The sequence below is a fragment of the Flavobacterium sp. 38 genome (genome assembly GCF_057799715.1).
The window spans coordinates 823,012-846,046 of the sequence record NZ_JBYNWZ010000001.1 but is presented as its reverse complement, the minus strand read 5'-3'; the positions used below and the strand labels follow the sequence as shown (position 1 = coordinate 846,046).

The 23,035-nt window shown below is 34.0% G+C and carries 22 protein-coding genes; 14 read left to right on the top strand and 8 right to left on the bottom strand.

Annotation, left to right across the window (positions count from 1 at the left end; genetic code table 11):
- Positions 1 to 15 precede the first annotated feature (15 nt).
- The 4 genes from AC3E9W_RS03645 to AC3E9W_RS03630 form a co-directional block, all read right to left on the bottom strand.
- Positions 16 to 1,083: an efflux RND transporter periplasmic adaptor subunit gene (locus AC3E9W_RS03645; RefSeq protein WP_488766923.1), complete on the bottom strand. Its 1,068-nt coding sequence runs from the start codon at positions 1,081 to 1,083 to the stop codon at positions 16 to 18.
- A 12-nt stretch (positions 1,084 to 1,095) separates the two neighbouring features.
- Positions 1,096 to 2,430: a TolC family protein gene (locus tag AC3E9W_RS03640; protein WP_306154652.1), complete on the bottom strand. Its 1,335-nt coding sequence runs from the start codon at positions 2,428 to 2,430 to the stop codon at positions 1,096 to 1,098.
- 89 nt (positions 2,431 to 2,519) lie between these two features.
- Positions 2,520 to 3,119, bottom strand: coding sequence for a TetR/AcrR family transcriptional regulator (locus tag AC3E9W_RS03635; protein WP_306154650.1), 600 nt, complete (start codon positions 3,117 to 3,119; stop codon positions 2,520 to 2,522).
- A 108-nt stretch (positions 3,120 to 3,227) separates the two neighbouring features.
- Positions 3,228 to 3,749, bottom strand: coding sequence for a YceI family protein (locus AC3E9W_RS03630; protein WP_306154648.1), 522 nt, complete (start codon positions 3,747 to 3,749; stop codon positions 3,228 to 3,230).
- A gap of 264 nt (positions 3,750 to 4,013) precedes the next feature.
- Between AC3E9W_RS03630 and AC3E9W_RS03625 the strand changes: the two genes are divergently transcribed.
- Both AC3E9W_RS03625 and AC3E9W_RS03620 read left to right on the top strand, forming a co-directional pair.
- Complete coding sequence (locus AC3E9W_RS03625; protein WP_488766920.1) at positions 4,014 to 4,988, top strand: polyprenyl synthetase family protein; 975 nt, start codon at positions 4,014 to 4,016, stop codon at positions 4,986 to 4,988.
- Between the two features lie 46 nt (positions 4,989 to 5,034).
- Positions 5,035 to 5,388 carry a hypothetical protein gene (locus AC3E9W_RS03620; protein WP_306154643.1) on the top strand — a complete coding sequence of 118 codons (354 nt, stop codon included), beginning with the start codon at positions 5,035 to 5,037 and terminating at the stop codon, positions 5,386 to 5,388.
- Between the two features lie 20 nt (positions 5,389 to 5,408).
- Here AC3E9W_RS03620 and AC3E9W_RS03615 read toward each other — a convergent pair whose 3' ends face one another.
- Positions 5,409 to 5,981 carry a hypothetical protein gene (locus AC3E9W_RS03615; protein WP_488766918.1) on the bottom strand — a complete coding sequence of 191 codons (573 nt, stop codon included), beginning with the start codon at positions 5,979 to 5,981 and terminating at the stop codon, positions 5,409 to 5,411.
- Between the two features lie 52 nt (positions 5,982 to 6,033).
- The gene (locus AC3E9W_RS03610) at positions 6,034 to 6,585 is read right to left on the bottom strand and encodes a hypothetical protein (protein WP_488766916.1); all 552 of its coding nucleotides are present in this window, start codon (positions 6,583 to 6,585) and stop codon (positions 6,034 to 6,036) included.
- A gap of 116 nt (positions 6,586 to 6,701) precedes the next feature.
- Between AC3E9W_RS03610 and AC3E9W_RS03605 the strand changes: the two genes are divergently transcribed.
- From AC3E9W_RS03605 to AC3E9W_RS03575, 7 genes are all read left to right on the top strand, one after another.
- The gene (locus tag AC3E9W_RS03605; protein WP_456891250.1) at positions 6,702 to 9,476 is read left to right on the top strand and encodes a 2-oxoglutarate dehydrogenase E1 component; all 2,775 of its coding nucleotides are present in this window, start codon (positions 6,702 to 6,704) and stop codon (positions 9,474 to 9,476) included.
- A gap of 75 nt (positions 9,477 to 9,551) precedes the next feature.
- Positions 9,552 to 10,799, top strand: coding sequence for a 2-oxoglutarate dehydrogenase complex dihydrolipoyllysine-residue succinyltransferase (odhB, locus tag AC3E9W_RS03600; protein ID WP_488766915.1), 1,248 nt, complete (start codon positions 9,552 to 9,554; stop codon positions 10,797 to 10,799).
- Positions 10,800 to 10,997: 198 nt separating this feature from the next.
- Positions 10,998 to 13,490, top strand: a complete 2,493-nt coding sequence (locus AC3E9W_RS03595) for a TonB-dependent siderophore receptor (protein WP_488766914.1) — start codon at positions 10,998 to 11,000, stop codon at positions 13,488 to 13,490.
- Between the two features lie 63 nt (positions 13,491 to 13,553).
- A complete protein-coding gene (locus AC3E9W_RS03590; protein WP_306154633.1) occupies positions 13,554 to 13,886 on the top strand; it encodes a hypothetical protein in 333 nt (110 codons plus the stop codon).
- Between the two features lie 12 nt (positions 13,887 to 13,898).
- On the top strand, positions 13,899 to 14,201 hold the full coding sequence (locus AC3E9W_RS03585) for a hypothetical protein (RefSeq protein WP_306154631.1): 303 nt from the start codon (positions 13,899 to 13,901) through the stop codon (positions 14,199 to 14,201).
- 3 nt (positions 14,202 to 14,204) lie between these two features.
- Positions 14,205 to 15,758 (top strand): PepSY-associated TM helix domain-containing protein, encoded by a 1,554-nt coding sequence (locus AC3E9W_RS03580; protein WP_488766911.1) that lies wholly within the window; start codon positions 14,205 to 14,207, stop codon positions 15,756 to 15,758.
- A 302-nt stretch (positions 15,759 to 16,060) separates the two neighbouring features.
- Positions 16,061 to 17,173, top strand: a complete 1,113-nt coding sequence (locus tag AC3E9W_RS03575; RefSeq protein ID WP_488766910.1) for a PepSY-associated TM helix domain-containing protein — start codon at positions 16,061 to 16,063, stop codon at positions 17,171 to 17,173.
- A 59-nt stretch (positions 17,174 to 17,232) separates the two neighbouring features.
- On the opposite strand, the gene AC3E9W_RS03570 is transcribed toward AC3E9W_RS03575, so the two are convergent.
- The gene (locus AC3E9W_RS03570; RefSeq protein ID WP_306154625.1) at positions 17,233 to 17,580 is read right to left on the bottom strand and encodes a toxin-antitoxin system YwqK family antitoxin; all 348 of its coding nucleotides are present in this window, start codon (positions 17,578 to 17,580) and stop codon (positions 17,233 to 17,235) included.
- Between the two features lie 211 nt (positions 17,581 to 17,791).
- A complete protein-coding gene (locus AC3E9W_RS03565) occupies positions 17,792 to 18,787 on the bottom strand; it encodes a TlpA family protein disulfide reductase (protein ID WP_125718860.1) in 996 nt (331 codons plus the stop codon).
- A 157-nt stretch (positions 18,788 to 18,944) separates the two neighbouring features.
- Between AC3E9W_RS03565 and aspS the strand changes: the two genes are divergently transcribed.
- The 5 genes from aspS to AC3E9W_RS03540 all read left to right on the top strand — a co-directional run bounded on the left by aspS (position 18,945) and on the right by AC3E9W_RS03540 (position 23,028).
- Positions 18,945 to 20,696, top strand: coding sequence for an aspartate--tRNA ligase (gene aspS / locus AC3E9W_RS03560; protein WP_488766908.1), 1,752 nt, complete (start codon positions 18,945 to 18,947; stop codon positions 20,694 to 20,696).
- A 307-nt stretch (positions 20,697 to 21,003) separates the two neighbouring features.
- Positions 21,004 to 21,198 carry a cold-shock protein gene (locus AC3E9W_RS03555; RefSeq protein WP_007137066.1) on the top strand — a complete coding sequence of 65 codons (195 nt, stop codon included), beginning with the start codon at positions 21,004 to 21,006 and terminating at the stop codon, positions 21,196 to 21,198.
- Positions 21,199 to 21,440: 242 nt separating this feature from the next.
- Positions 21,441 to 21,806 (top strand): NADH-quinone oxidoreductase subunit A, encoded by a 366-nt coding sequence (locus tag AC3E9W_RS03550; protein WP_306154575.1) that lies wholly within the window; start codon positions 21,441 to 21,443, stop codon positions 21,804 to 21,806.
- A 150-nt stretch (positions 21,807 to 21,956) separates the two neighbouring features.
- Positions 21,957 to 22,505, top strand: a complete 549-nt coding sequence (locus tag AC3E9W_RS03545; RefSeq protein ID WP_111378918.1) for an NADH-quinone oxidoreductase subunit B — start codon at positions 21,957 to 21,959, stop codon at positions 22,503 to 22,505.
- A gap of 1 nt (position 22,506) precedes the next feature.
- The gene (locus AC3E9W_RS03540) at positions 22,507 to 23,028 is read left to right on the top strand and encodes an NADH-quinone oxidoreductase subunit C (protein ID WP_306154573.1); all 522 of its coding nucleotides are present in this window, start codon (positions 22,507 to 22,509) and stop codon (positions 23,026 to 23,028) included.
- The last annotated feature ends 7 nt before the right edge of the window (positions 23,029 to 23,035 follow it).

Genomic DNA, 23,035 nt, shown 5'->3' with positions numbered 1-23,035 from the left:
ATAACTAATTAACTATTACTTAATAATTTCTACTTTATTTCCGTCTTGTAAGTTGATTTGTCCTGTAATGATTACAACTTCTCCGTCATTCAAACCGTTGATAATTTCAACTTTATCTCCTAAAATTCTTCCAGCTACAACTTTTTTCAATTTAGCAACATTGTTTTCTACAACAAAGATTTCGTTGCTGCTCACACTTCCAACAAATGCATTTCTTGGAACCACTTTTAAGTTTTGCTTTTGGTTTTTAGCACCAAAGTTTGCCGTTCCATACATACCTGCTTTTAGGTCGTTGTTAGCGTTGTTTGTAATTTCGATTTCAACAGGGAAATTTAAAGAAGCATCTGCTTTTGCAGCGATGAAAGTAATTTTACCAGAGAAAGTTTTATCAGGATAAACACTTGCAGTAATTTCAACAGGGTTTCCTAATTTTAAACTAGCCACTTGGCTTTCGTTTACGGTAACTGTCAATTTTAATTTCGAAACATTTACAATATCAAATAAAGCAGTTGCAGGCATTCCAGCTAAAATAGAACCTGGTTCGATATATTTTTTATTGATGTATCCGTTAATTGGCGCTTTTACTCTTGTATCACCAACATTGATTTTAGCTTGAGTATAGTTAGATTGAGCATTTGTCAAAGCCAATTTTGCCTGATCTAATTGCTGTTTTGTAACACCGCCAGTTTTAAAAGCATTTTCATATCTAGCATAATCCGATTTTGCATTTTGATACGCTGCTTCAGCTGCTTGAGCATTTACGTTGATAACGTCACCTCTTACTGTTAAAAGAGTCTGTCCTACTCTTACATAGTCACCTTCTTTAACTAAAACACTAATTACTTTTCCAGATTTCTCAGCAGAGAAAGTCAATTCTTGAATCGGTGCAAAGTTTCCGTTTGCAGTAAAACCTAAGTTAACATCTTCTGTTTTTACTGTTGCTACTTTTACAGAAACCGCTGCATTCTTTTCAGCCACAATTGCAGTTTTGCCTTCGTTTTCTGCTTTGTTTTTATTTAAAATGTAGTTAATCCCGACAAAAGCCACGACTATGATTACGATTGTTATAATTATTTTCTTCATTGTAATAATTTGTTATTTAGTAAGAGATTTTAGTTCGCCTTTCGATTTGATTAGAGATATTTCGGCAATTTTATAATTTAAAACTGCTCTTGTAAAGTTATTTTGAGCTTCAAGCGATGCATTTTCTGCGTCTAGCAAATCGGTTAAAGAGGCTAAACCTTGAAGGTAATTGTTTTTGGTATTGCTTAAAATTTCACCAGCCAAACGCATATTTTCTCTCTGATTCTCAATAGTAACCAGATTGTTTTTTATCTGAGTCATAGCATTTCTATAATCTAAATCAAGAGAAAGTTTGGTGTCTTTAATATCTTCTTGAAGTTCTCTGATTTGAACATCTGCTTGTCTCACTTTAGCACGAGTTCCGAAACCTGTAAAGATTGGCACGTGTAAGTTTAAAGCAACTGCAGAGAAATCTGACCAGTAAACTCCTTTTTCTGGTTTTGCAAACCAAGGCATTTCTGGACCTTGCCCAAAATAATTGTAGCCAGCAGACAATGAAAGCGTTGGATAATATCCTGCTTCAACTGCTTTTTTATTGAATACTAACAATTCTTCTTGTTTTTTCAATAATAAGTATTCTGTTCTGTTTTCAATATTTGGCTCTTCTGTTAAAGCTGCAGGAACGACTTCAAATTCTTCTTTTGGTAATACGATTTGAGTTTCAATTGGCATACCCATATAGAACTTCAATGCATTTTCTTGCAATTCAATTTGATTTTTAATCTGCTGACGCTCTGTGTCTATATTAGACATTTTCACGATAATACGATCTAAGTCAATTTTTTTAGCCAGACCATTATCAAACTGCCCTTGTACGATATCACGAACTTTTGTAGTATTTACATAATTGCTATCTAACAAAATAAGTCTTTCTTGTTGTACGTAAACAGAATAGTAATTGTTTGCAACTCTCTCAATAACTTGCTCTTCTGTCAATTGATCATTGATTTGATAAAATTCGCGAGTAGATTTTGCTGCTCTCAATCCTGTAAAAACAGATTGATCAAAAATTGCCTGAGTTAAAGAAAGTCCAGCAGTTGAAGACCATTTTTGACCAAAAGCTGCTTGAATTGTAGTTCCTGGCGCACCAAAAGCCGCTCCATCGATAACTGTGGTTTGAATTACTGGATTATAAGTCAGATTTCCGTTTGCGCTAATTTGCGGTAAAGCTCTCGAACGCACTTCTTGAATTTGATACTCACTATTTTCAACCTGAAGTTTTGCTTTTTTAGCATCCGCTTTATTTTGAAGCGCATAATTGACTGCGTCTTTCAGAGTTAAAGTAGTGGTTTGTGCGACGGCAGACAAGCCTATTGTACACAAAACTATAAGAAAGATTCTTTTCATAAGTAGTTACTATTTATTTAAATATTTGAGATGGCATCGTCATTTTATCTTTTACAACTCTCCCAGAAAAATGACGACAATTTGGATAATTAATTATTAATTTTTTTTAATTGCTTTTCTAATTCCTCTACTCCTTTTTCAGTTGCCATGGCACGAGTATGATACTCCAAGGCTTCTAATTCTATTCTTTGCGCTTCACTTTCAGAAACCGTATTTTCGTTTATATGAAAAACTAGAGTGTAATAAAATTTAACATAAATCTCTATGTTTAAATCACTTCTATAAAGACCTTCTCGAATTCCTTTTTCTATATTATCTCTAAAAAGCTGGGTACACTGATCAATTTCGTACGATAGAATGTTCTGATAAATCTCCGGATAATGTTTTTTTAACTGATAAATTGGAGAAGTATCAATATTGTTCTTAAACATGTCACGAAACATTTCTCTGATCTCAAAATTTTCATGAATTGCATTATAATTCTTTGCTATAATGGTGTCCATAATCTCGTGAACTTGACTATGAACCAGTGAAGTGCTTTCTTCAATCAAAACTTCCTTATTGCAGAAATATTTGTAAATCGTTTTTTTCGAAATACACATTTCTCCTGCAATATCATCCATTGTAACACTTTTAAAACCAAGCTTTAAAAACAATTCGCTTGCTTTTGCTATTATCTTCTCTTTCATTTTAAATTCTCGAATTGCCTTACAAATATACTTTGGAAACTAAAATCAAAAAAATAGTTTCCGATTTATTTGTAATAATTTTACATTAATTTATTATTTTAGTAAGATTTATATGCTAAATTCTAAATTTGCTATAAGTTTGATGTCCTTACCTAAAGCTGCACCAGAAGAATGATTGAAAGAGCTGAAATCTAAACCAAAGTCTTCGCGTTTGATATTCCCTTTAATTTCAAAAGCTACTTTCTTTTCTCCGTTGTAAATATTCTCGCCTAAAAATTCTGCGTCCAATTCAACTACTCTCGTAATATCTTTTATCGTTAAATCTCCTTTGAAGAAATTGATATTCTGATTTACTTTTTGAAATGATGTCGATTTGAAACTGATAATTGGATGCTCATCTTCTTCAAAAAAATCTTGAAGCTGCAAATAAGCATCTATAGATTGGAAACTTTCATTTTTGTTATTGATATCCAATGAAAATTCTACAGAAGCATCTTCAATTTCATTGTCTTCAATATTCACATACCCATCAAATTTATTTGCAGTTCCCCCCAAATAAGAAGTTCGCGATTGTCTCATTTTCAATAAAACATCTGATTGGCTAGAATCTAAGGTCCATTTTGTTTTCATAAGCACTTGATTTAATTGATTTTATAAATCATTCAAAAATCTTAATGGAAACTTTTATGGTTTTCTCAGTTTCCATTAACGCTGCAAATATAGACAGGAAACTCTGAATACCAAAAAAGTTTCCAAGTTTTTTAGATTTTTTTTAAAACATTAAAAATGAGAATAATTAAAAGCTCGATTCCAATCATTAATCGGCTTTTAACATTTCGTCCTCAAAAATTCATATATGAATTGTATATTTGAGCCTCGAAATCAGAATTTATTATGCACGATATAAGTCAGTACCAAGATTTTTTCATCAATTATCTAAAAAACCAAAACATACATAAAGAGCCTAAAAATCTTTACGAACCTATAGAATACATTTTAGGACTTGGCGGCAAACGCATTCGCCCTGTTTTAACTTTAATGGCTGCAGAGGTTTTTGATACTGATTATTCGACGGCACTTCCCGCAGCAATGGCGGTCGAAGTTTTTCATAACTTTTCTTTAGTTCATGATGACATTATGGACGATGCTCCCTTAAGAAGAGGGCAAGTTACAGTGCATGAAAAATGGGATTTAAATACGGGAATTTTATCTGGAGACGCGATGTTGATTTTGGCTTATCAGTATTTTGAACAATATGAGCCAACTGTTTTTAGAAATCTTGCCAAATTATTCAGCAAAACGGCACTTGAGGTTTGCGAAGGACAGCAATGGGATGTTGATTTTGAGACTCGTAAAGATGTTACGATCCCGCAATATCTAAAAATGATTGAATACAAAACAGCGGTTCTAGTAGCAGCAGCCATGAAAATGGGGGCAATTGTGGCTAAAACTTCTGAAAAAGAAGCTGATTTAATTTACGACTTCGGATTGAATTTAGGACTGGCTTTCCAACTTCAAGATGATTATCTGGATGCTTTTGGAGATCCGGAAACTTTTGGAAAACAAGTTGGTGGAGATATTATAGAGAACAAAAAAACGTATTTATATCTAAAAGCTTTAGAATTTTCGTCAAGCGAAAAAGCTTCAGAATTAGAACAGTTGTTTACGTTACAATTAGATGATAATTCAGGAAAAATTGAAACAGCGAAAGCTATTTTCAATGAATCTGGAGCCTCAAAAGCAACTCAAGATGCAATTGAAATGTATACTTTGAAAGCTTTTGAAACGCTAGAAAAAATGGATATCAATGCCGAAAAGAAAGACATTTTGAGAACTTTTGGCGAGAACTTAATGGGACGTAAAGTTTAGTATTCAGTAAATCTACAATCATCACTCTAAAATCTAAAATAATAATATGTTTGTAGCACCAACAAATACAGAATCTTTACTAGAGCAGGCTCAGGCACAGACTTTATATCTTAATCTTATTGAACAGATTAATAAGGATTTCAATCTGGCCAATGAAGGAATCGATTTTCCTTTAAGCATTTCGCCAGACGAATTAAAAATTCAGCTGCACGAAAAAATCTACCGAATGATCCAGTACAAATTTGCTGAATATTTGAATCTTCTTTACATTATTGACGTACCAGAAAACGAAATCAAAAGCTTAGACGGATCTGATTTGGTAATTCTAGCCGAGCAAGTTGCTTTTTTGATTCTGAAAAGAGAATGGCAGAAGGTTTGGTTTAGAAATTATTACAAATAAGCTTCTAAGGTACTGAGTTGCTAAGGTTCTAAGGAGCTAAGTTTATCTTCTTTGCGAACGATACTTTTTAGTTTATCTAATTCTTTCCAAAGACCAAATCCTTCAGTATTCAATTTACTTCCAACAATCTGAAAACGACCACATTTAAAGCATATTTTTGCTACACCAATTAATTTTTGTTTCTTTTTAAAAATAAAAATATCCCGATATTCTGCAACACAGGCCGCAAATTCATTTTGCAATGAATCTTTTTCACTGAATACGTTTTGAATTTCTTTTTGTTGCTTAATAGACAAATTCGATTTTTTGTAATCATATTTCTTCAAAAGATTTTCAAAACTTTTTTCAACATTCTCGGGAAAATAGCCATAAAATACAGCTGAAAATTCTTTTTTCTTTTCCTCCTGTTTCGCATTATCTCTAGAAGAATGTTCAAAATCACTTGAATTTAAATAATAATGATCAATTTCATCAGAATCAAAAAAAGGTCGCAATTCTCTTTTTGCAACCTTCTGATTTTCAATATTTGACTTCTTCGAATTATTACAGCTTAAAGCTATAATAGCGACAATTATAAAAATATATTTCTTCAAATTTCTGTATTTAAAAAACTTAGAATCTCAGAACCTCAGAACCTTAGCACCTTTAAAAATAAACTCTCACAAAAGGCATAAATCCAGAGCCGTAAAGACTTTTATTTGGATCATACAAAACATCGTAGCGTGCTCCAATTGTCACATTATTAGTTCTGTAACCTGCTCCTAGATATAGAGCTGTATTCCAATAGGCATCGGCAAAACCGGGATGATAATAATTTTCTTCGTAGTCGGTATCAACCCTAACCTGCTCCAATTCTGCAGATAATTGCAGTTGCGGAATCGGGTTTACAAGCGTGATAAAACTTCCGCCGTAAACAAAAGATTCGTAATAATTTTTTTGATATAAATATCCAAATTGCAATCCGACACCAACGGCAACAATTTCGTTGATATTATAAATCGCACTCGGCATTACCGAGATATTGGTGTAGCCAGATCCAAAACCCAATCCGAGACCACCTCCAAATTGAACTTTTTCCCAAAAATGGTTACTGTTGTCAATGACATATTTTTGTTGCGCAATAGTATAACTAGAAAATAACACTGCCAAAATCACAAAAAAATATCTGCAATCGATTGAAAATTGAATTTTATTCATAGTTAACGTTTATTTTAACAAATTTTTACGTAAAAGTACGTAAAAAAAAGATTTAAATAAAGGTGATTGTTGTACTTTTGCCTTTCTATATAACAAAAAGTATATTCACTCATATTATGGATAGGTTTTCATTTTTAAACGCAGCGCATACCGAGTTTTTTGCACAATTATACGATCAATATTTAGTCAACCCAGACAGCGTTGAGCCTAGCTGGAGAAGTTTCTTTCAAGGTTTTGACTTTGGACAAACAACTTATAACGACGAAAACCCTGTGCAGACAATCGTTGAGTACGTGACTAGCGACAACACAGATTACAGTCAGGTTTCTGAAAAACTAAAGAAAGAATTCAACGTTTTAAAATTAATTGACGGATACCGTACGCGCGGGCATTTATTCACGAAAACAAATCCTGTTCGTGACCGTAGAACTTCATCTCCAACTTTGGATATCGAAAACTTCGGGTTATCGGCAGCAGATCTTTCAACTGTTTTTGATGCTGCTCAAACTATCGGAATGGCGCCTTCTTCTTTGCAAGATATCGTAAATCGATTAAAAGCTATTTACTGCCAGCACATAGGTATTGAGTATATGTATATTAGAAACCCTGGCGTTGTAAAATGGATTCAGGATAAATTATCTGTAAACACAAACCAGCCTAATTTCTCTACAGAAGAAAAGAAAACGATCTTAAATAAACTTAACGAAGCTGTTTCTTTTGAGAACTTCCTTCATACTAAATATGTTGGACAAAAACGTTTCTCATTAGAAGGTGGAGAATCTATCATTCCTGCTCTTGATGCTTTAATCGAACAGGCTGCTGAAAAAGGTGTTGAGCAATTCGTAATGGGAATGGCTCACCGTGGTCGTTTGAACGTTTTGGCAAACATCTTCGGAAAATCGACTCAAGATATTTTTGGTGAATTTGACGGTAAAGATTACGATCAGGAATATTTTGATGGTGACGTAAAATACCACTTAGGTCTTACTGCCGACAAAAAAACTAGAACTGGAAAAAGCATCAATATCAATTTAGCGCCAAACCCTTCTCACTTAGAAACTGTTGGAGCTGTTATTGAAGGTATTACCAGAGCAAAACAAGACAAATATTATAATGACGATTTCTCTAAAGTTTTACCAATCGCTGTTCACGGTGATGCTGCGATTGCAGGACAAGGTATTCTTTACGAAATTATTCAGATGGCTCAACTTGACGGTTACAAAACTGGAGGAACTATCCATATTGTAATCAACAACCAAGTTGGATTTACAACAAACTACTTAGACGCTCGTTCTTCTACTTATTGTACAGACGTTGCCAAAGTAACGCTTTCGCCAGTATTACACGTAAATGCTGATGATGCTGAAGCTGTTGTACACGCTGTATCTTTTGCATTAGATTATAGAATGCAATTTGGACGTGACGTATTTATTGATCTTTTAGGATATAGAAAATACGGACACAACGAAGGTGATGAACCTCGTTTTACACAGCCAGTTTTATATAAAATCATCGCTAAACATAAAAACCCAAGAGACATTTATGCTGAGAAATTACTTTCTGACGGCGTAATCGATGCTTCTTATGTTAATGCTTTAGAAAAAGAATACAAATCTAGATTGGAAGAAAATTTAGAAGCTTCTCGTAAAAAAGATTTGACTATCATTACTCCATTCATGAAAAACGAATGGGAAGGATTTGTTCAGGTTACTGATACGCAAATGCTTCAAAAAGTAGATACAACTTTTGATAAAAAAGGATTGGATTCTATCATTAATACAATCTCAACTTTACCAGAAGACAAAAAATTCATCAACAAAATCACTAAAATTGTATCTGACAGAAAAGCAGGTTATGATAACAATACTGTTGATTGGGGAACTGCTGAAGCATTGGCTTACGGATCTCTTTTAACAGAAGGATTTGACGTTAGAATTTCTGGACAAGACGTAGAAAGAGGAACTTTCTCTCACCGTCATGCTGTGGTTAAAGTAGAAGATTCTGAAGAAGAAGTAATTTTACTAAACGCTATTGAAAACAAAAAAGGAAACTTTGGCGTATTCAACTCTCTTTTATCTGAGTACGGAGTTTTAGGTTTTGATTACGGATACGCTTTAGCAAATCCAAAAGCCTTAACAATCTGGGAAGCACAATTTGGAGATTTCTCTAACGGAGCGCAAATTATGATTGACCAGTATATTTCTTGTGGAGAAGATAAATGGAACAACCAAAATGGTATCGTGCTATTATTGCCTCACGGATATGAAGGACAAGGTGCTGAGCACTCTTCTGCAAGAATGGAACGTTACTTACAGCTTTGTGCAAGACATAATATGTATGTTGCAGATTGTACAACGCCTGCAAACTTCTTCCACTTATTGAGAAGACAAATGAAGAGCAATTTCCGTAAACCTTTGGTAGTTTTCTCTCCAAAAAGTTTATTGCGTGATCCAAGATGTGTGTCAACAGTTGAGGAAATCGCAAGCGGAAGTTTCCAAGAAACTATTGATGACAACACTGTAGATAAAAAGAAAGTTAAAACTTTGGTTTTCTGTACAGGTAAATTCTACTATGATATTGTTGCTGAAAGAGAAAATAACGGAAGAAATGACGTTGCAGTTGTTCGTATCGAGCAATTATTCCCTTTCCCAGCAGAACAGATCAAAGAAATCATTGCAAAATATCCAAATGCTGATGATTATGTTTGGGCGCAAGAAGAGCCTAAAAACATGGGAGCTTACAGCTTTATGTTAATGAATTTTGATTTCATCAAATGGAGATTGGCTTCATTAAAAGCATATTCTGCTCCTGCATCTGGAAGTTACACACGTGCAAAACGTCGTCACGCAGATGCTATCAGAATGGTATTCGATAAAAATTTATTTAGATAAAAAAATAATTGTTTCCTGTTTCAATCCTGATCACTATTGGGATTGAGACTAACTAAAACTTTAAACAAAAACAAGATGATTTTAGAAATGAAAGTCCCATCACCAGGGGAATCAATAAAAGAAGTTGAAATTGCAACTTGGTTAGTAAAAGACGGTGATTATGTAGAAAAAGATCAAGCTATTGCTGAAGTTGATTCAGACAAAGCAACTCTTGAATTACCTGCTGAAATGAGCGGTGTAATTACACTAAAAGCAGAAGAAGGCGATACAGTAGCTGTAGGTGCTGTAGTTTGTTTAATCGATACAGATGCTGCAAAACCAGCAGGATCTGCTCCAGCAGCTGAAGCTCCGAAAGCAGAAGCGCCAAAAGCGGAGGCTCCAAAGGCCGAAGCACCGAAAGCTGAAGCTCCAAAAGCGGCAGAAGCTCCTGCAGCTGCAAGTTATGCAGCAGGAACTCCTTCTCCAGCAGCAAGAAAAATATTAGACGAGAAAAATATTGCTCCAGCATCAGTTTCTGGAACTGGTAAAGATGGAAGAATCACTAAAGATGACGCAGTAAATGCTGTACCTTCTATGGGAACTCCAACTGGAGGAAGCCGTGGAACTGAGCGTACTAAATTATCTATGTTACGTCGTAAAGTAGCGGAAAGATTAGTTTCTGCTAAAAATGAAACGGCTATGTTGACTACTTTCAACGAAGTAAACATGACGCCAATCAACCAAATTCGTAACGAATATAAAGATGCTTTCAAAGCTAAACACGGTGGTTTAGGTTTAGGGTTTATGTCTTTCTTTACAAAAGCAGTTACAAGAGCTTTACAATTATACCCAGATGTTAACTCTATGATGGATGGTGATTACAAAATCGGATACGATTTCTGTGACATTTCTATTGCAGTTTCTGGACCAAAAGGATTAATGGTTCCTGTTGTTCGTAATGCTGAAAACTTAACTTTCCGTGGAATTGAAGCTGAAATCAAAAGATTGGCTTTAAGAGCTCGTGATGGTCAAATTACAGTTGACGATATGACTGGAGGAACTTTCACAATCACAAATGGTGGTGTTTTCGGAAGTATGTTATCTACTCCAATCATCAACCCTCCTCAATCTGGAATCTTAGGAATGCACAACATTATCGAGCGTCCGATTGCAGTAAACGGAAAAGTGGAAATTCACCCAATGATGTACGTTGCTCTTTCTTATGACCACAGAATCATCGACGGACGTGAGTCTGTTGGTTTCTTAGTTGCGGTTAAAGAAGCTTTAGAAAACCCAGTAGAATTATTAATGAATGGCGATGCTAAACGTGCTTTAGAATTGTAATCAGCATAATTTTCAAAATATAAAAAGCCTGTTCATTTGTTTGAGCAGGCTTTTTTGCTTCTTAAACAACCATTTCCAAAACCTATTTTCTGACTAAAAATGATTATTTAAAAAAATTATTTAGAATAAATAAGAATAGCTTGCATTATATGCATTCAACATGTACATTTGCGCTATTAAAATCAATTCTAAATAAAAATGAAATTCAAATTTACAATTTCTTTTTTGAGTTTTTGTTTTGCTTTAATGACCAGCGTATCTGCTTTGGCTCAAGAAAAAGCAACTATTAAAGGCCAAATTAGCTTAACAAATAATGAAGCTGCAGACAATGTTTCTGTAGTATTGAAAGGAACAAAAATAGGAACAAGTACAGATGCAAATGGTTTCTATGAAATTAAAAACATTAAACCAGGAAATTATGTGATTAAAGTTTCTGGAATTGGATATTCTTCTAAAGAAAAAAGTGTTAGCCTTAATGCAGGCGATTCTATTATTGAAGATTTTAGAATTAGCGAAAACTCTCAAGAATTGAATGAAATTGTGGTAAACGGAAACAGAAAAAATCCGTTAGCTCGTAAAGAGACAACACAAGTATCAAGATTACCTCTTAAAAATCTTGAAAACCCGCAAGTTTATACTACTATTACTGCTGAACTTTTAAAAGAACAAGTAGTTACAAATATTGATGATGCATTAAAAAATGCTCCAGGTTTATCTCCGCTTTGGGCTTCTACAGGACGTGGAGGAGACGGTGCAGGATACTTCTCTCTTAGAGGTTTTGCTGTACAGCCAACTATGACAAACGGATTGCCAGCTTTGAATAACGGAAGCATCGATCCGGCAAACATTGACAAAATTGAAGTTATTAAAGGGCCATCTGGAACTTTATTTGGAAGTAGTTTAATCTCTTACGGAGGTTTAATTAACCTTACGACAAAAAAACCTTACGATCATTTTGGTGGAGAAGTAAGCTACACTGCTGGAAGCTACGGATTAAACCGTGTTACTGCAGATGTTAACACTCCATTAGATGATGAACACAAAATTAATTTCCGTGTTAACACAGCTTACCACAGCGAAAATAGTTTTCAAGATGCTGGATTTAGAAAATCGTTTTTCTTTGCTCCTTCATTATCTTACCAAGTTAGTGATAGACTTTCGTTCTTGATTAATACAGAATTCATGAATAACAAACAGACGAACCCAACTATGTTATTCTTAGATAGAGGAACAGAGTTGAGAGTTCATAACATGGATGAATTAGGATACGACAACAAACGTTCTTATACAAGCAACGAATTATTTATCGAAACTCCTTCTTACTCTCTTCAAGGACAGATGAATTACAAAATTTCTGACCAATGGACTTCTCAAACAGTTCTATCTAGAGGATCATCTAAATCTGAAGGATATTATACTTATTTATACGAAGGAACACAATTTGCACCGACGCAGATTAATCAAGGAATTGTTTTAGGACGTTCTATGAATTACCAAGACACTACTACATTAACAACAGATATTCAACAAAACTTTATTGGCGACTTTAAATTAGGCAGTTTAAGAAACAGAATTGTTGTTGGTTTGGATTATTTTAATAGAGGACAAGTTGACAATGGTTCAGGATACGTATCAAACGGATATGTTTATATCGGAAACTTAGATGTAGCAACTGTAAATAATTATTTATTTGGAATTACAGATCCAACAAAATATATTACAGATAATGACAGCGGTAATCTAACAAAAGCTGGTTCTGACAAACTTATTGCAGCAACTGATGCAAACAACAACAAAACGAAACAAGAAGTTATTAGTGCTTACGCATCTGATGTAATCAATATTACGCCTGCATTATCTGCAATGGCTAGTTTACGTGTTGACCGTTTTATGACAGAAGGTGACGTTACTACAAATGCTGATGATTTTAACCAAACTTCTTTTTCACCTAAGTTTGGTATCGTTTATCAGCCAATTATTGATAAAGTATCGCTTTTTGCTAACTACATGGATGGTTTTACTAACACAGCTCCAACAACTGATACCGGCTTAGGCGGAATGGGTATTCCAAGAACTTTCAAACCAGAACACGCTAACCAATTTGAAATTGGTACGAAATTAAATGTTCTTAAAGATAAAGTTTATGCAACATTCAGCTACTACGATATTAAGGTAACAGATCAAGTTTATACTGTTTATGGTTCTACAGGCGGAGTACCAACTCAAACCTCTTACCAGGATGGTGAACAAAGAAACAAAGGTTTTGAAGCAGAAATCGTTGCAAGCCCAATTGACGGTTTAAACATCGTTGCAGGTTACAGCTACGTTGATGCTGTCCTAAATGCTGGAGATCCTTCTTTTGTAGGACATAGACCAGAAAGTTCTGGACCAAGAAACACTGCAAACTTCTGGGCAAGCTATAAATTCCCACAAGGAGATTTACAAGGATTTGGTTTAGGTTTTGGAGGAAATTATGCTGATAAAAACTTAATCATGAACAGAAATGTTGTGGGTCAGTTTACACTTCCTTCTTACACCGTATTAAATTCATCTATTTTCTACGGAACAGAGAAATTTACATTGACACTTAAGTTAGACAATATTGCAAATGTTGACACTTATGACGGATGGTCAACCATTCACCCAAAAAACATGAGAAGTGTGTCTGCAAACTTTTCATATAGATTTTAATAAATAATAAACAAAAACACCTTTCTAAAAATTTAGAAAGGTGTTTTTTAAATTTCTAAGATTATGATTACTATAGCCAGTCTTATCGTTTTTTTAGCTTTTTATACGCTTTATTACACCTCAAAAAGAGCTGTTTTATCGTATGATTTTGGTTTTGAAAAATGGATGAAAAACAATCCAAAGCAAACCAAACTTACAGGTCTAGGATTATTATTGATTGCTTATGCATCTTGGCTTTATACACAATCATTAGGCTGTGGCACTTTAATGTTCTTTATTCAGCTAATGACTGTTGGAAGCTTAATCATCATTTTAGCACCGCTTAAAAAAGTGAACCACAAAGCGCTTTTAGCACTTTTGATCATCATTTCTATTTTAGAATTTTATTACGCTTAAATCCAATAACGAATGCCAGCAAATCCAAAATATTTAACTCCAGCCTTTTTGCCGCGTTTTCTTAAAATCACGGCCGCAATTTTAGGCGGTTATTTCGTTGCCGTTTCTTTTCACCTTGCCCTTGCAGCTTGGTTTAACCGAGCTAATGTTTTAATGACAATGGCTTATAGCGGTTTTATTCTTTGGGTTGCGCTTATGGTCATTGCTTTTCTAGCCAAAAGTGGTTGGAAAATCTGGGGAATTTACATTCTTCTTACTTTAGTTTTCTGTCTTTTTATTTACTTAGGTCAAACTTACCATCCAACGGCAAAATAATTTATGAATAACCGTCATTACAATATCTATTTTCATACACATACTGTTAGCGGAATCGTTATCAGCGTAGTTCTTTTTGTAATTTTCTTTGCTGGGTCTTTTTCTTTTTTTAGAGATGAAATCATCAATTGGGAAAGAAGTGAATCCACTGCAATTACAAGAGAAATCCAACTAGACTACAATAGTGCGCTAAAAGATCTTGACAAAAAACATATTTTACACGGAAGAAATATTACTATTTCTAAACCTTCTGTCGAAGAAAGAGTAGCCGTTTACATGGAAGGAACCAAAGATACTTTGGCTCCAGCCAAACAAAAAGAAGGTTCGTTTTTCTATCTTGATGCTAAAAATTTTAAATCGTACACTTACGAAGAATCGTATTCTTTGGGAGAACTTTTATACCGTCTGCACTTTTTAGCGCAGATTCCTTATCCTGCCGGATATTATTTATCTGGATTTACAGCTTTATTCTTCTTGTTTGCAATCGTAACAGGAGTTTTATTGCATTGGAACAAAATTGTATCTAATTTCTACATCTTTCGTCCAAAAGAAAAATTAAAAACACTTTGGACAGATGCACACACTGCATTAGGAATGATTGGTCTACCATTCCAATTTGTTTATGCGGTTACAGGAGCCTTTTTTATGATTAAACTTTTAATCGTTGCTCCCGCTGTAATGGCTCTTTATGGAGGAGATGATAAAAAACTGTATGACGAATTAGAATACAACGATCCTGATTATACTTTTGAAAATAAAAAACTGGCCAATCCTTTTAATGTAAATGAATTAGTTGCAAAGGCAAAAAACAACTGGAAAGATTTTGAAATCACCAGAGTAATCATTCAGAATTACGGAGATATTAATATGCATGTTTTGGTCGAAGGCGAATTATTATCTCATAAAAAATTTGTCGGCGTTGGAAAAGCAGTATATCGCGTATCTGACGGAAAAGAAATTGCTAAAAAAGATCCAGTTTCACAAAACAATTATCTTGATGCCGTAAAAACTGTTTTATACCGTATCCATTTTGGAGATTACGGCGGATATGCTTTAAAAATCGTAAGTTTCATTTTAGGAATTATAACCTGTTTTGTCATAATTTCTGGAGTTATGATTTGGCTTGTTGCTCGACAAAAAAACAATTTGCCAGAAAAGAAAAGACGTTTCAACGCTGCAGTGGTGCGTATTTATTTGGCAATCTGCTTAAGCATGTATCCAATTACAGCCATGTCTTTTATTGGAAGTAAAATTTTCTATCCTTTAAGCCAATCTAATTTATTTGCACTTTATTTTGGTGGATGGTTAATCCTTACGATCTTCTTTATTATTAAAAAGAATGATGCTTTTACCAACAAGTTCTGTCTGATTTCTGGAAGTATTTTAGGATTCTTGATTCCGATTACAAACGGTATCGTTTCTGGAGATTGGTTTTGGACTTCTTTTATGGAAAACAAAATTCAGATTTTCTTTATTGATGTTTTCTGGATTTTCTTGGCTTCCATTTCGTTATATACAGCTTATCATTTAAAACCTAAAAAAGCGGTTTCTAACTAAAAGTTTTTTTTTGCCACGAAGACACGAAGGCACTAAGTTTTTTTGAATCTCGCAAAGTCGCGGAGTCGCAAAGTTTTGTTTCCCGCAGATTTGGCAGATTGAGCAGATTTAAATTGAGTCATCTGCGAATATCCGCGTGAATCATATTTAAATCTGCGTGAAAAAAATCAGCTTAATCTGCCAAATCTGCGGGAGAAACATTTCTTCAAATATTCCAATCTTATTTCCGCATTTAAACAAAATATCCACAAGGATTTGTTCCATATAAATTTTGAGCATACTTTTACGCTTTTAATTAAAAAATGGGATTCAAGACCAAAATACGATTTCTGCACAAATGGCTCGGATTAATTTCTGGGCTTATTGTTTTTGTAGTCTGTATTACGGGTTGTATTTTTTGTTTTCATGACGAAATAAAAGACATTACCCGAAAAGAATGGCGTTTAGTTGAACCTCAAAACAAACCTTTTTTATTGCCATCTGAATTGCAGGAAAAAGCAAAAGAAACCGTTCCTGATAACAAAGTCAGCATGGTTGCTTATTACGGGAAAAACAGATCGGCAATTGTTTACACCTATTCAGATACCGAAAATCTTTACTTATATTTTAATCCGTACACAGGAAAACATTTGCAATCTGAAAATCCCGAAACTGATTTCTTCATCATTGTAGAATACATTCATTTGTATCTTCTTCTGCCCGATTATATCGGAAAACATATTATTGGTGGAGCAACTATCATTTTTATTTTGTTGCTCATTTCCGGAATTATACAATGGTGGCCAAAACGAAAAAGTGATCTCAAAAGAAGTTTTACCATTAAATGGAATGCCAAATGGCGACGTATCAATTATGATTGGCACAATACTACAGGTTTTTACATTTCGATAATTGCCTTAATTCTAGCCATAACTGGACTTACTTTTACCTACGAATGGGTTGGCGACGGAATTTACAAATCTTTTAATTTGGGCGGAGACAAAGCAGCCGAAACAAAAACTCCTGTAATTGATACCACTGCATTCAAAACCAATTCGATTACCGCAATTGACAAAGCATTTATTCAGACCCAAAAATTAGAGCCAACAGCAGAAATGTTTTTTGTGATGATTCCGCAGCAAAAAGGAGATATTGTGAGTACTGGCGCTTATCCGCATACATTGCGTTATGATCAGCAGAGCAATTATTATTTTCATCCGTCAAGCGGAAAATTAATTCAAAGCCAGACTTTCGATAAAAAAACTTTAGGACTACAAGTTGTAGAAATGAATTACGGAATACATACGGGACAAGTTTTGGATCTTCCTGGAAAAATTCTAGCCTTTACCGTAAGTTTAATTGCAGCCGCACTACCCATAAGCGGATTTATAATTTGGTTTGGAAGAAACAGAAAATCTAAAAAGAGAAAAGCATAAAAAAACCGCCCCGATGTATCGGGACGGTTTTTTTATAATTGGGGTTTCTGAAATTATGATTAATTTCTGTTTGCTAAAGCATTTTTCTGTAAGCTTTTAACCGAGCTTACTTTATTGTCTACATACGCAACTTCGTTTAAACTGTTTTCATTAAAATAAATCCAATTTCCAGTTTTTACTCCGTCTGTATATTCTCCAACGGCTTTTTTGTTTCCATTTACGTCATAAGATACCCAAACACCGTCTAATTTACCGTCTTTAAAAAAGCCTTCCTGCTGTACTTTACCATTGTCATAGTAATACGTTGCTTTTACCTTGTTTCCAGCAGCTTCCAATTCAGGCTTTCCTTCTTGTGCAACTACAATTCCTGAGAACAATATTGCAGCTAAAATTACACTCTTTTTCATATCTTTAGGTATTTAATGTTAAGAAATCTTTATCAAATATAATCAAATGTTTACATTAAAAAAACTTTTGCTTAACAATTTGGTAACATAAAATAAAAACTTAACATTGGAAAACCGCAAAAAAACAAAAAACCAGCGCTCAGGCACTGGTTTTACTGGTGTTTTATAAAAAATGCTATTTTACGAAAACGTTTTAAATTTCGTAAAAAATTTAGTTCAATAATGCGCTAAGCTGTTTATCTAATTCAGGATCAGACGGTCTTGCCGCTTCAGATTTCAGAATATTTCCATTTGGATCTATCAAGATAAATCTCGGAATTCCTAATATACCGTAGTTAACAACAAACTCAGATTCCCAATCCTTGTCAGCCAATAGCTGTGTACCGCCAAGATGCTTATCATTTACAAATTTTTTCCATTTCTCAGTGTCTTTCAGTTTATCAATAGAAATACTCACAAATTCAATATTCTTTCCATGATATTTCTCTTCGATCTTTTGTAAATACGGAATCTCAGCTCTACAAGGTGCGCACCAAGTTGCCCAAACATCAATGTAAACATATTTTCCTTTCAAGTCAGAAAGTTTTGTTTTTCCTCCTTTATAGTTATCATAGTCAAAACCTGGAGAAGGTTTTCCTGTCAATTTATTAGCTTTTGCAGCTCTCTCGTATTGTTCTGTGCCATATTGGTGAAAACTTTCGAAACTAAGTTTTAAAGATTTTTTAAACTCTGGATCAAAATTATTCTTTTCTAAATTTTCTGTATCCGATTTTAATTTGCCGTCAAGCAAAGCAGTAAATTCAGCTGGTTCTTTAGTAAAAGCATCTTTCTGAAAGTTTTCGTCCTTTAGGGCTTGCTGTGCTAAAAAATTACTTTCATCAACACCTTTACCTTTATAAACAATAGTTTCGTCAAATTCTTTTGCATCCATTGTTAAATTGATTTCAGAATTTGGCTTTAAGTATAAATTAGAAGATTCCTTTCCGTCAGAAAACACATAAAACCCCTGAGGAGCATCAAAAGTTGCAGCAAAAACTTCCTTTTTATCAATTGGAATTACTTGTCTGAAATTATCTCTACCTCTTATTACAAGAGTATCGCTATTTCTATTGGCAATCTTAGCAGTAAATTTTATTGAATTTTTGCTCTGACCGATAACATTCAAAGCATTAAAAATTACCAAACCCGCAATAAAAAGTTTTTTCATAGGTATTATAATTAGTTTTTAGATAATCAAAACTAAATAAATTAAAGCTTTCAGATTTGACAATTAACAAAATATTTAAAATTATTCTGCATCAACTTCTCACTTTACTATATTAATTTGAATTTTGTGTTTACTTTTGCAGTCTAAAATTTTGATTATGTATAGAAGTCATAATTGTGGCGAATTAAATGCCTCAAATATTAATACGGAAGTTACACTAGCGGGATGGGTTCAAAAATCTCGTGATAAAGGATTTATGAATTGGGTTGACTTACGTGACCGTTACGGAATTACACAACTTATTTTTGACGAAAGCCGTACCGATAAAACCGTTTTTGAATTGGCAAAAACTCTAGGAAGAGAATTTGTAATTCAGGTAAAAGGAACTGTAATTGAGCGTGAAGCTAAAAACAAAAATATTCCAACAGGTGAAATCGAAATTTTAGTTTCTGAATTAACAATTTTAAATTCGGCTTTAACTCCACCTTTTACGATTGAAGATGAAACAGACGGTGGAGAAGATATCAGAATGAAATACCGTTATTTGGACATCAGAAGAAATCCTGTAAAAAACAGTTTATTGTTCCGTCACAAAGTGGCAATGGAAGTTCGTAAATATTTATCTGATTTGGATTTCTGTGAAGTTGAAACTCCTTATTTAATTAAATCTACTCCAGAAGGAGCTAGAGATTTCGTTGTGCCAAGCCGTATGAACGAAGGTCAGTTTTATGCTTTGCCACAATCTCCGCAAACTTTCAAACAACTTTTGATGGTTGGAGGAATGGATAAATATTTCCAAATTGTAAAATGTTTCCGTGATGAAGATTTACGTGCAGACCGTCAGCCAGAGTTTACACAAATTGACTGCGAAATGGCATTTGTGGAACAAGAAGATATTTTGAATGTTTTTGAAGGATTGACAAGACATTTATTAAAAGAAATTAAAGGTATTGAAGTAGAGAAATTCCCAAGAATTACTTACGACTATGCCATGAAAACATACGGAAACGATAAACCAGACATTCGTTTCGGAATGAAGTTTGGAGAATTAAACGAGTTTGCACAACATAAAGAATTTCCTGTATTCAACGCAGCAGAATTAGTTGTCGGAATTGCTGTTCCAGGAGCAGGAAACTACACTCGTAAAGAAATCGACGGATTAATTGACTGGGTTAAACGTCCGCAAGTGGGAGCATCTGGAATGGTTTACGTAAAATGCAACGAAGATGGAACTTATAAATCATCTGTAGATAAATTTTACGATAATGATGATTTAGCAAATTGGGCAAAAACTACAGAAGCAAATCCTGGCGATATGATTTTTGTACTTTCTGGTCCTGCAAACAAAACACGCGCACAACTTTCTGCTTTACGTATGGAACTAGCAACTCGTTTAGGATTGCGTAATCCAGAGGAATTTGCACCTCTTTGGGTTGTAGATTTCCCATTATTAGAGCTTGACGAAGAAAGTGGCCGTTACCATGCAATGCACCACCCATTTACGTCTCCAAAACCAGAAGATATGGCTTTATTGGAAACAGAACCAGGAAAAGTTCGCGCAAATGCATACGATATGGTTTTGAACGGAAACGAAATCGGTGGAGGATCTATTCGTATCCACGATAAGGCGACACAGCAATTGATGTTTAAATATTTAGGATTTACCGAAGAAGAAGCAAAAGCGCAATTTGGTTTCTTAATGGATGCTTTCCAATTTGGAGCACCGCCACACGGAGGTCTTGCTTTTGGTTTGGACAGACTGGTTGCCATCTTAGGCGGACAAGAAACAATTAGAGATTTTATCGCTTTCCCAAAAAATAATTCTGGGCGCGACGTAATGATCGATGCACCTGCTGCAATTGATGATGCACAATTAAAAGAACTAAAAATTAAAGTAGATATTGCTTAGTTTTAAATAGTTCCTTCATAAAAACTAAAAACGCGTTGCAATTGCAGCGCGTTTTTTGGTTTAATAAAATGTTAAGAAAAATCTTAAGGCTATTTTTTTTGAATTATCAAATTCTTACAAATGCAATATTTTTAGATTCTTACAATTAATGATTCGCAAATTTCACTATTCTATAAATAAATTGATGCAATAAACCGCGTAAAAACACTGTAAATCAATAATTTTTACAAAAAATTAACACGTAGATGTCTTTTGTATTATTTTATATATTACATTTGTTTTATTATAAATTATTATTACAATTACAATGCGTACAGGTACAGTAAAATTTTTCAATGAATCTAAAGGTTATGGATTCATTACAGACGAAGAAACAGGAAAGGACATCTTCGTTCACGCTTCAGGAATTAACGCGGAAGAATTACGCGAAGGTGACCGTGTAAGCTACGAAGAAGAAGAAGGAAGAAAAGGGAAAGTTGCTGCTAAAGTAGCAGTAATCTAAGAAAAATATAGCAATTTATTTTTTTTGCCTCTGAATGGTCTCAGAAAACGTCTCGAAATATCGGGACGTTTTTTTTTACCCATTTCTTAAAAAAATATTAAAATAACGCAATGTTATTTATAATGAATAAAAATTACACATAAACGCGGTTTCAAGCACTACTTATCTCCTCCTTTAGCTTGTGTTTTACAGAGTTCCAAGTTATCTTTGTGGCTCATTTTTTAAGTAAAAAATCGAAGTTTATGCAATCTGATCAATACAGTTACATTCCTATTTTAATGCAGTTTATTCTAGCTGTTGGTTTTGTGGTAGGAACAATCATTATTTCTGGAAAATTAGGACCTAGAAGAACCTCTGAAGTTAAAGATAAAAACTTCGAATGCGGTATCGAATCTGTTGGTAACGCCCGTATTCCTTTCTCAGTAAAATACTTCTTAGTTGCTATTTTGTTCGTATTATTCGACGTAGAGGTTATTTTCCTTTACCCATGGGCAGTAAACTTCAAAGACTTAGGAGTTGAAGGAATGTTAAAAATGATAGTTTTCATGTCTTTACTTTTAGTTGGTTTCTTTTATATCATCAAAAAGAAGGCATTAGAGTGGGAATAAATGATTTTAGATTTTAGATCTGAGATTTTAGATTTATCTAATACTGAGATTTAAAATTTGAACTCAAATTTAAAGTACTGATTTAAAAAATTGATTTTACTTTTTACGATTTAAAAAATCTAAAATCTAAAATCAGAAATCTAAAATAAAATGAGCGATTCAAAAGTAAATATGGTTGCGCCGCCAGAAGGAGTTACTGGTGAAGGTTTCTTCGCTACAAAACTTAGTGATGTTGTTGGTTTAGCAAGAGCCAACTCATTATGGCCGCTTCCTTTCGCGACTTCATGCTGTGGTATTGAATTCATGGCAACAATGGCATCTCACTACGATTTAGCTCGATTTGGTTCTGAACGTGTAAGTTTCTCTCCTCGTCAAGCTGATATGCTTTTAGTAATGGGAACTATTTCTAAAAAAATGGCGCCAATTTTAAGACAAGTTTACGAACAAATGTCTGAACCACGCTGGGTAATTGCTGTTGGAGCTTGTGCTTCTTCAGGAGGAGTTTTTGATACGTACTCTGTTCTTCAAGGAATTGACAAAGTAATTCCGGTTGACGTTTATGTGCCAGGATGCCCGCCAAGACCAGAACAAATTGTTGATGGAGTTATGAGATTGCAAGATTTAGTAAAAAGCGAATCTGTGAGACGAAGAAGCTCACCAGAATACCAAGAATTATTAGCTTCATATAATATCTCATAAGATGGCTTTAGAAAATACCCAAATTCAAGACAAACTTGTAGAAACATTCAGCAATGATGTTTTTAACTTTCAACAAGAAAGAGATATTTTTTCTTTAGAAGCTTCGGCTGATAAAATCACACCGTTGATTCTATTCCTTAAAAACGATCCAGAATTAAAATTTCATTTCTTAACTGACTTATGCGGTATTCATTACCCAGATAATGAAGCGGAACGTCAGTTTGCAGTTGTTTATCATTTACACAACTGGTACGAAAACAAAAGATTAAAAATCAAAGTTTTTCTAAACGGAGAAAAACCAGAAATAAAATCAATTTCAAATATTTTCTTGTCTTCCAACTGGATGGAAAGAGAGACTTTCGATTTCTATGGAATTGACTTTATAGGCCATCCTCAATTGAAACGTATTTTGAATATGGACGAAATGCAGTCTCACCCAATGAGAAAAGAATTCCCATTGGAAGACAGCGGAAGAACTGATAAGGATGACAGGTTCTTTGGAAGAACAACAACAAATTGCTAAAAAATAA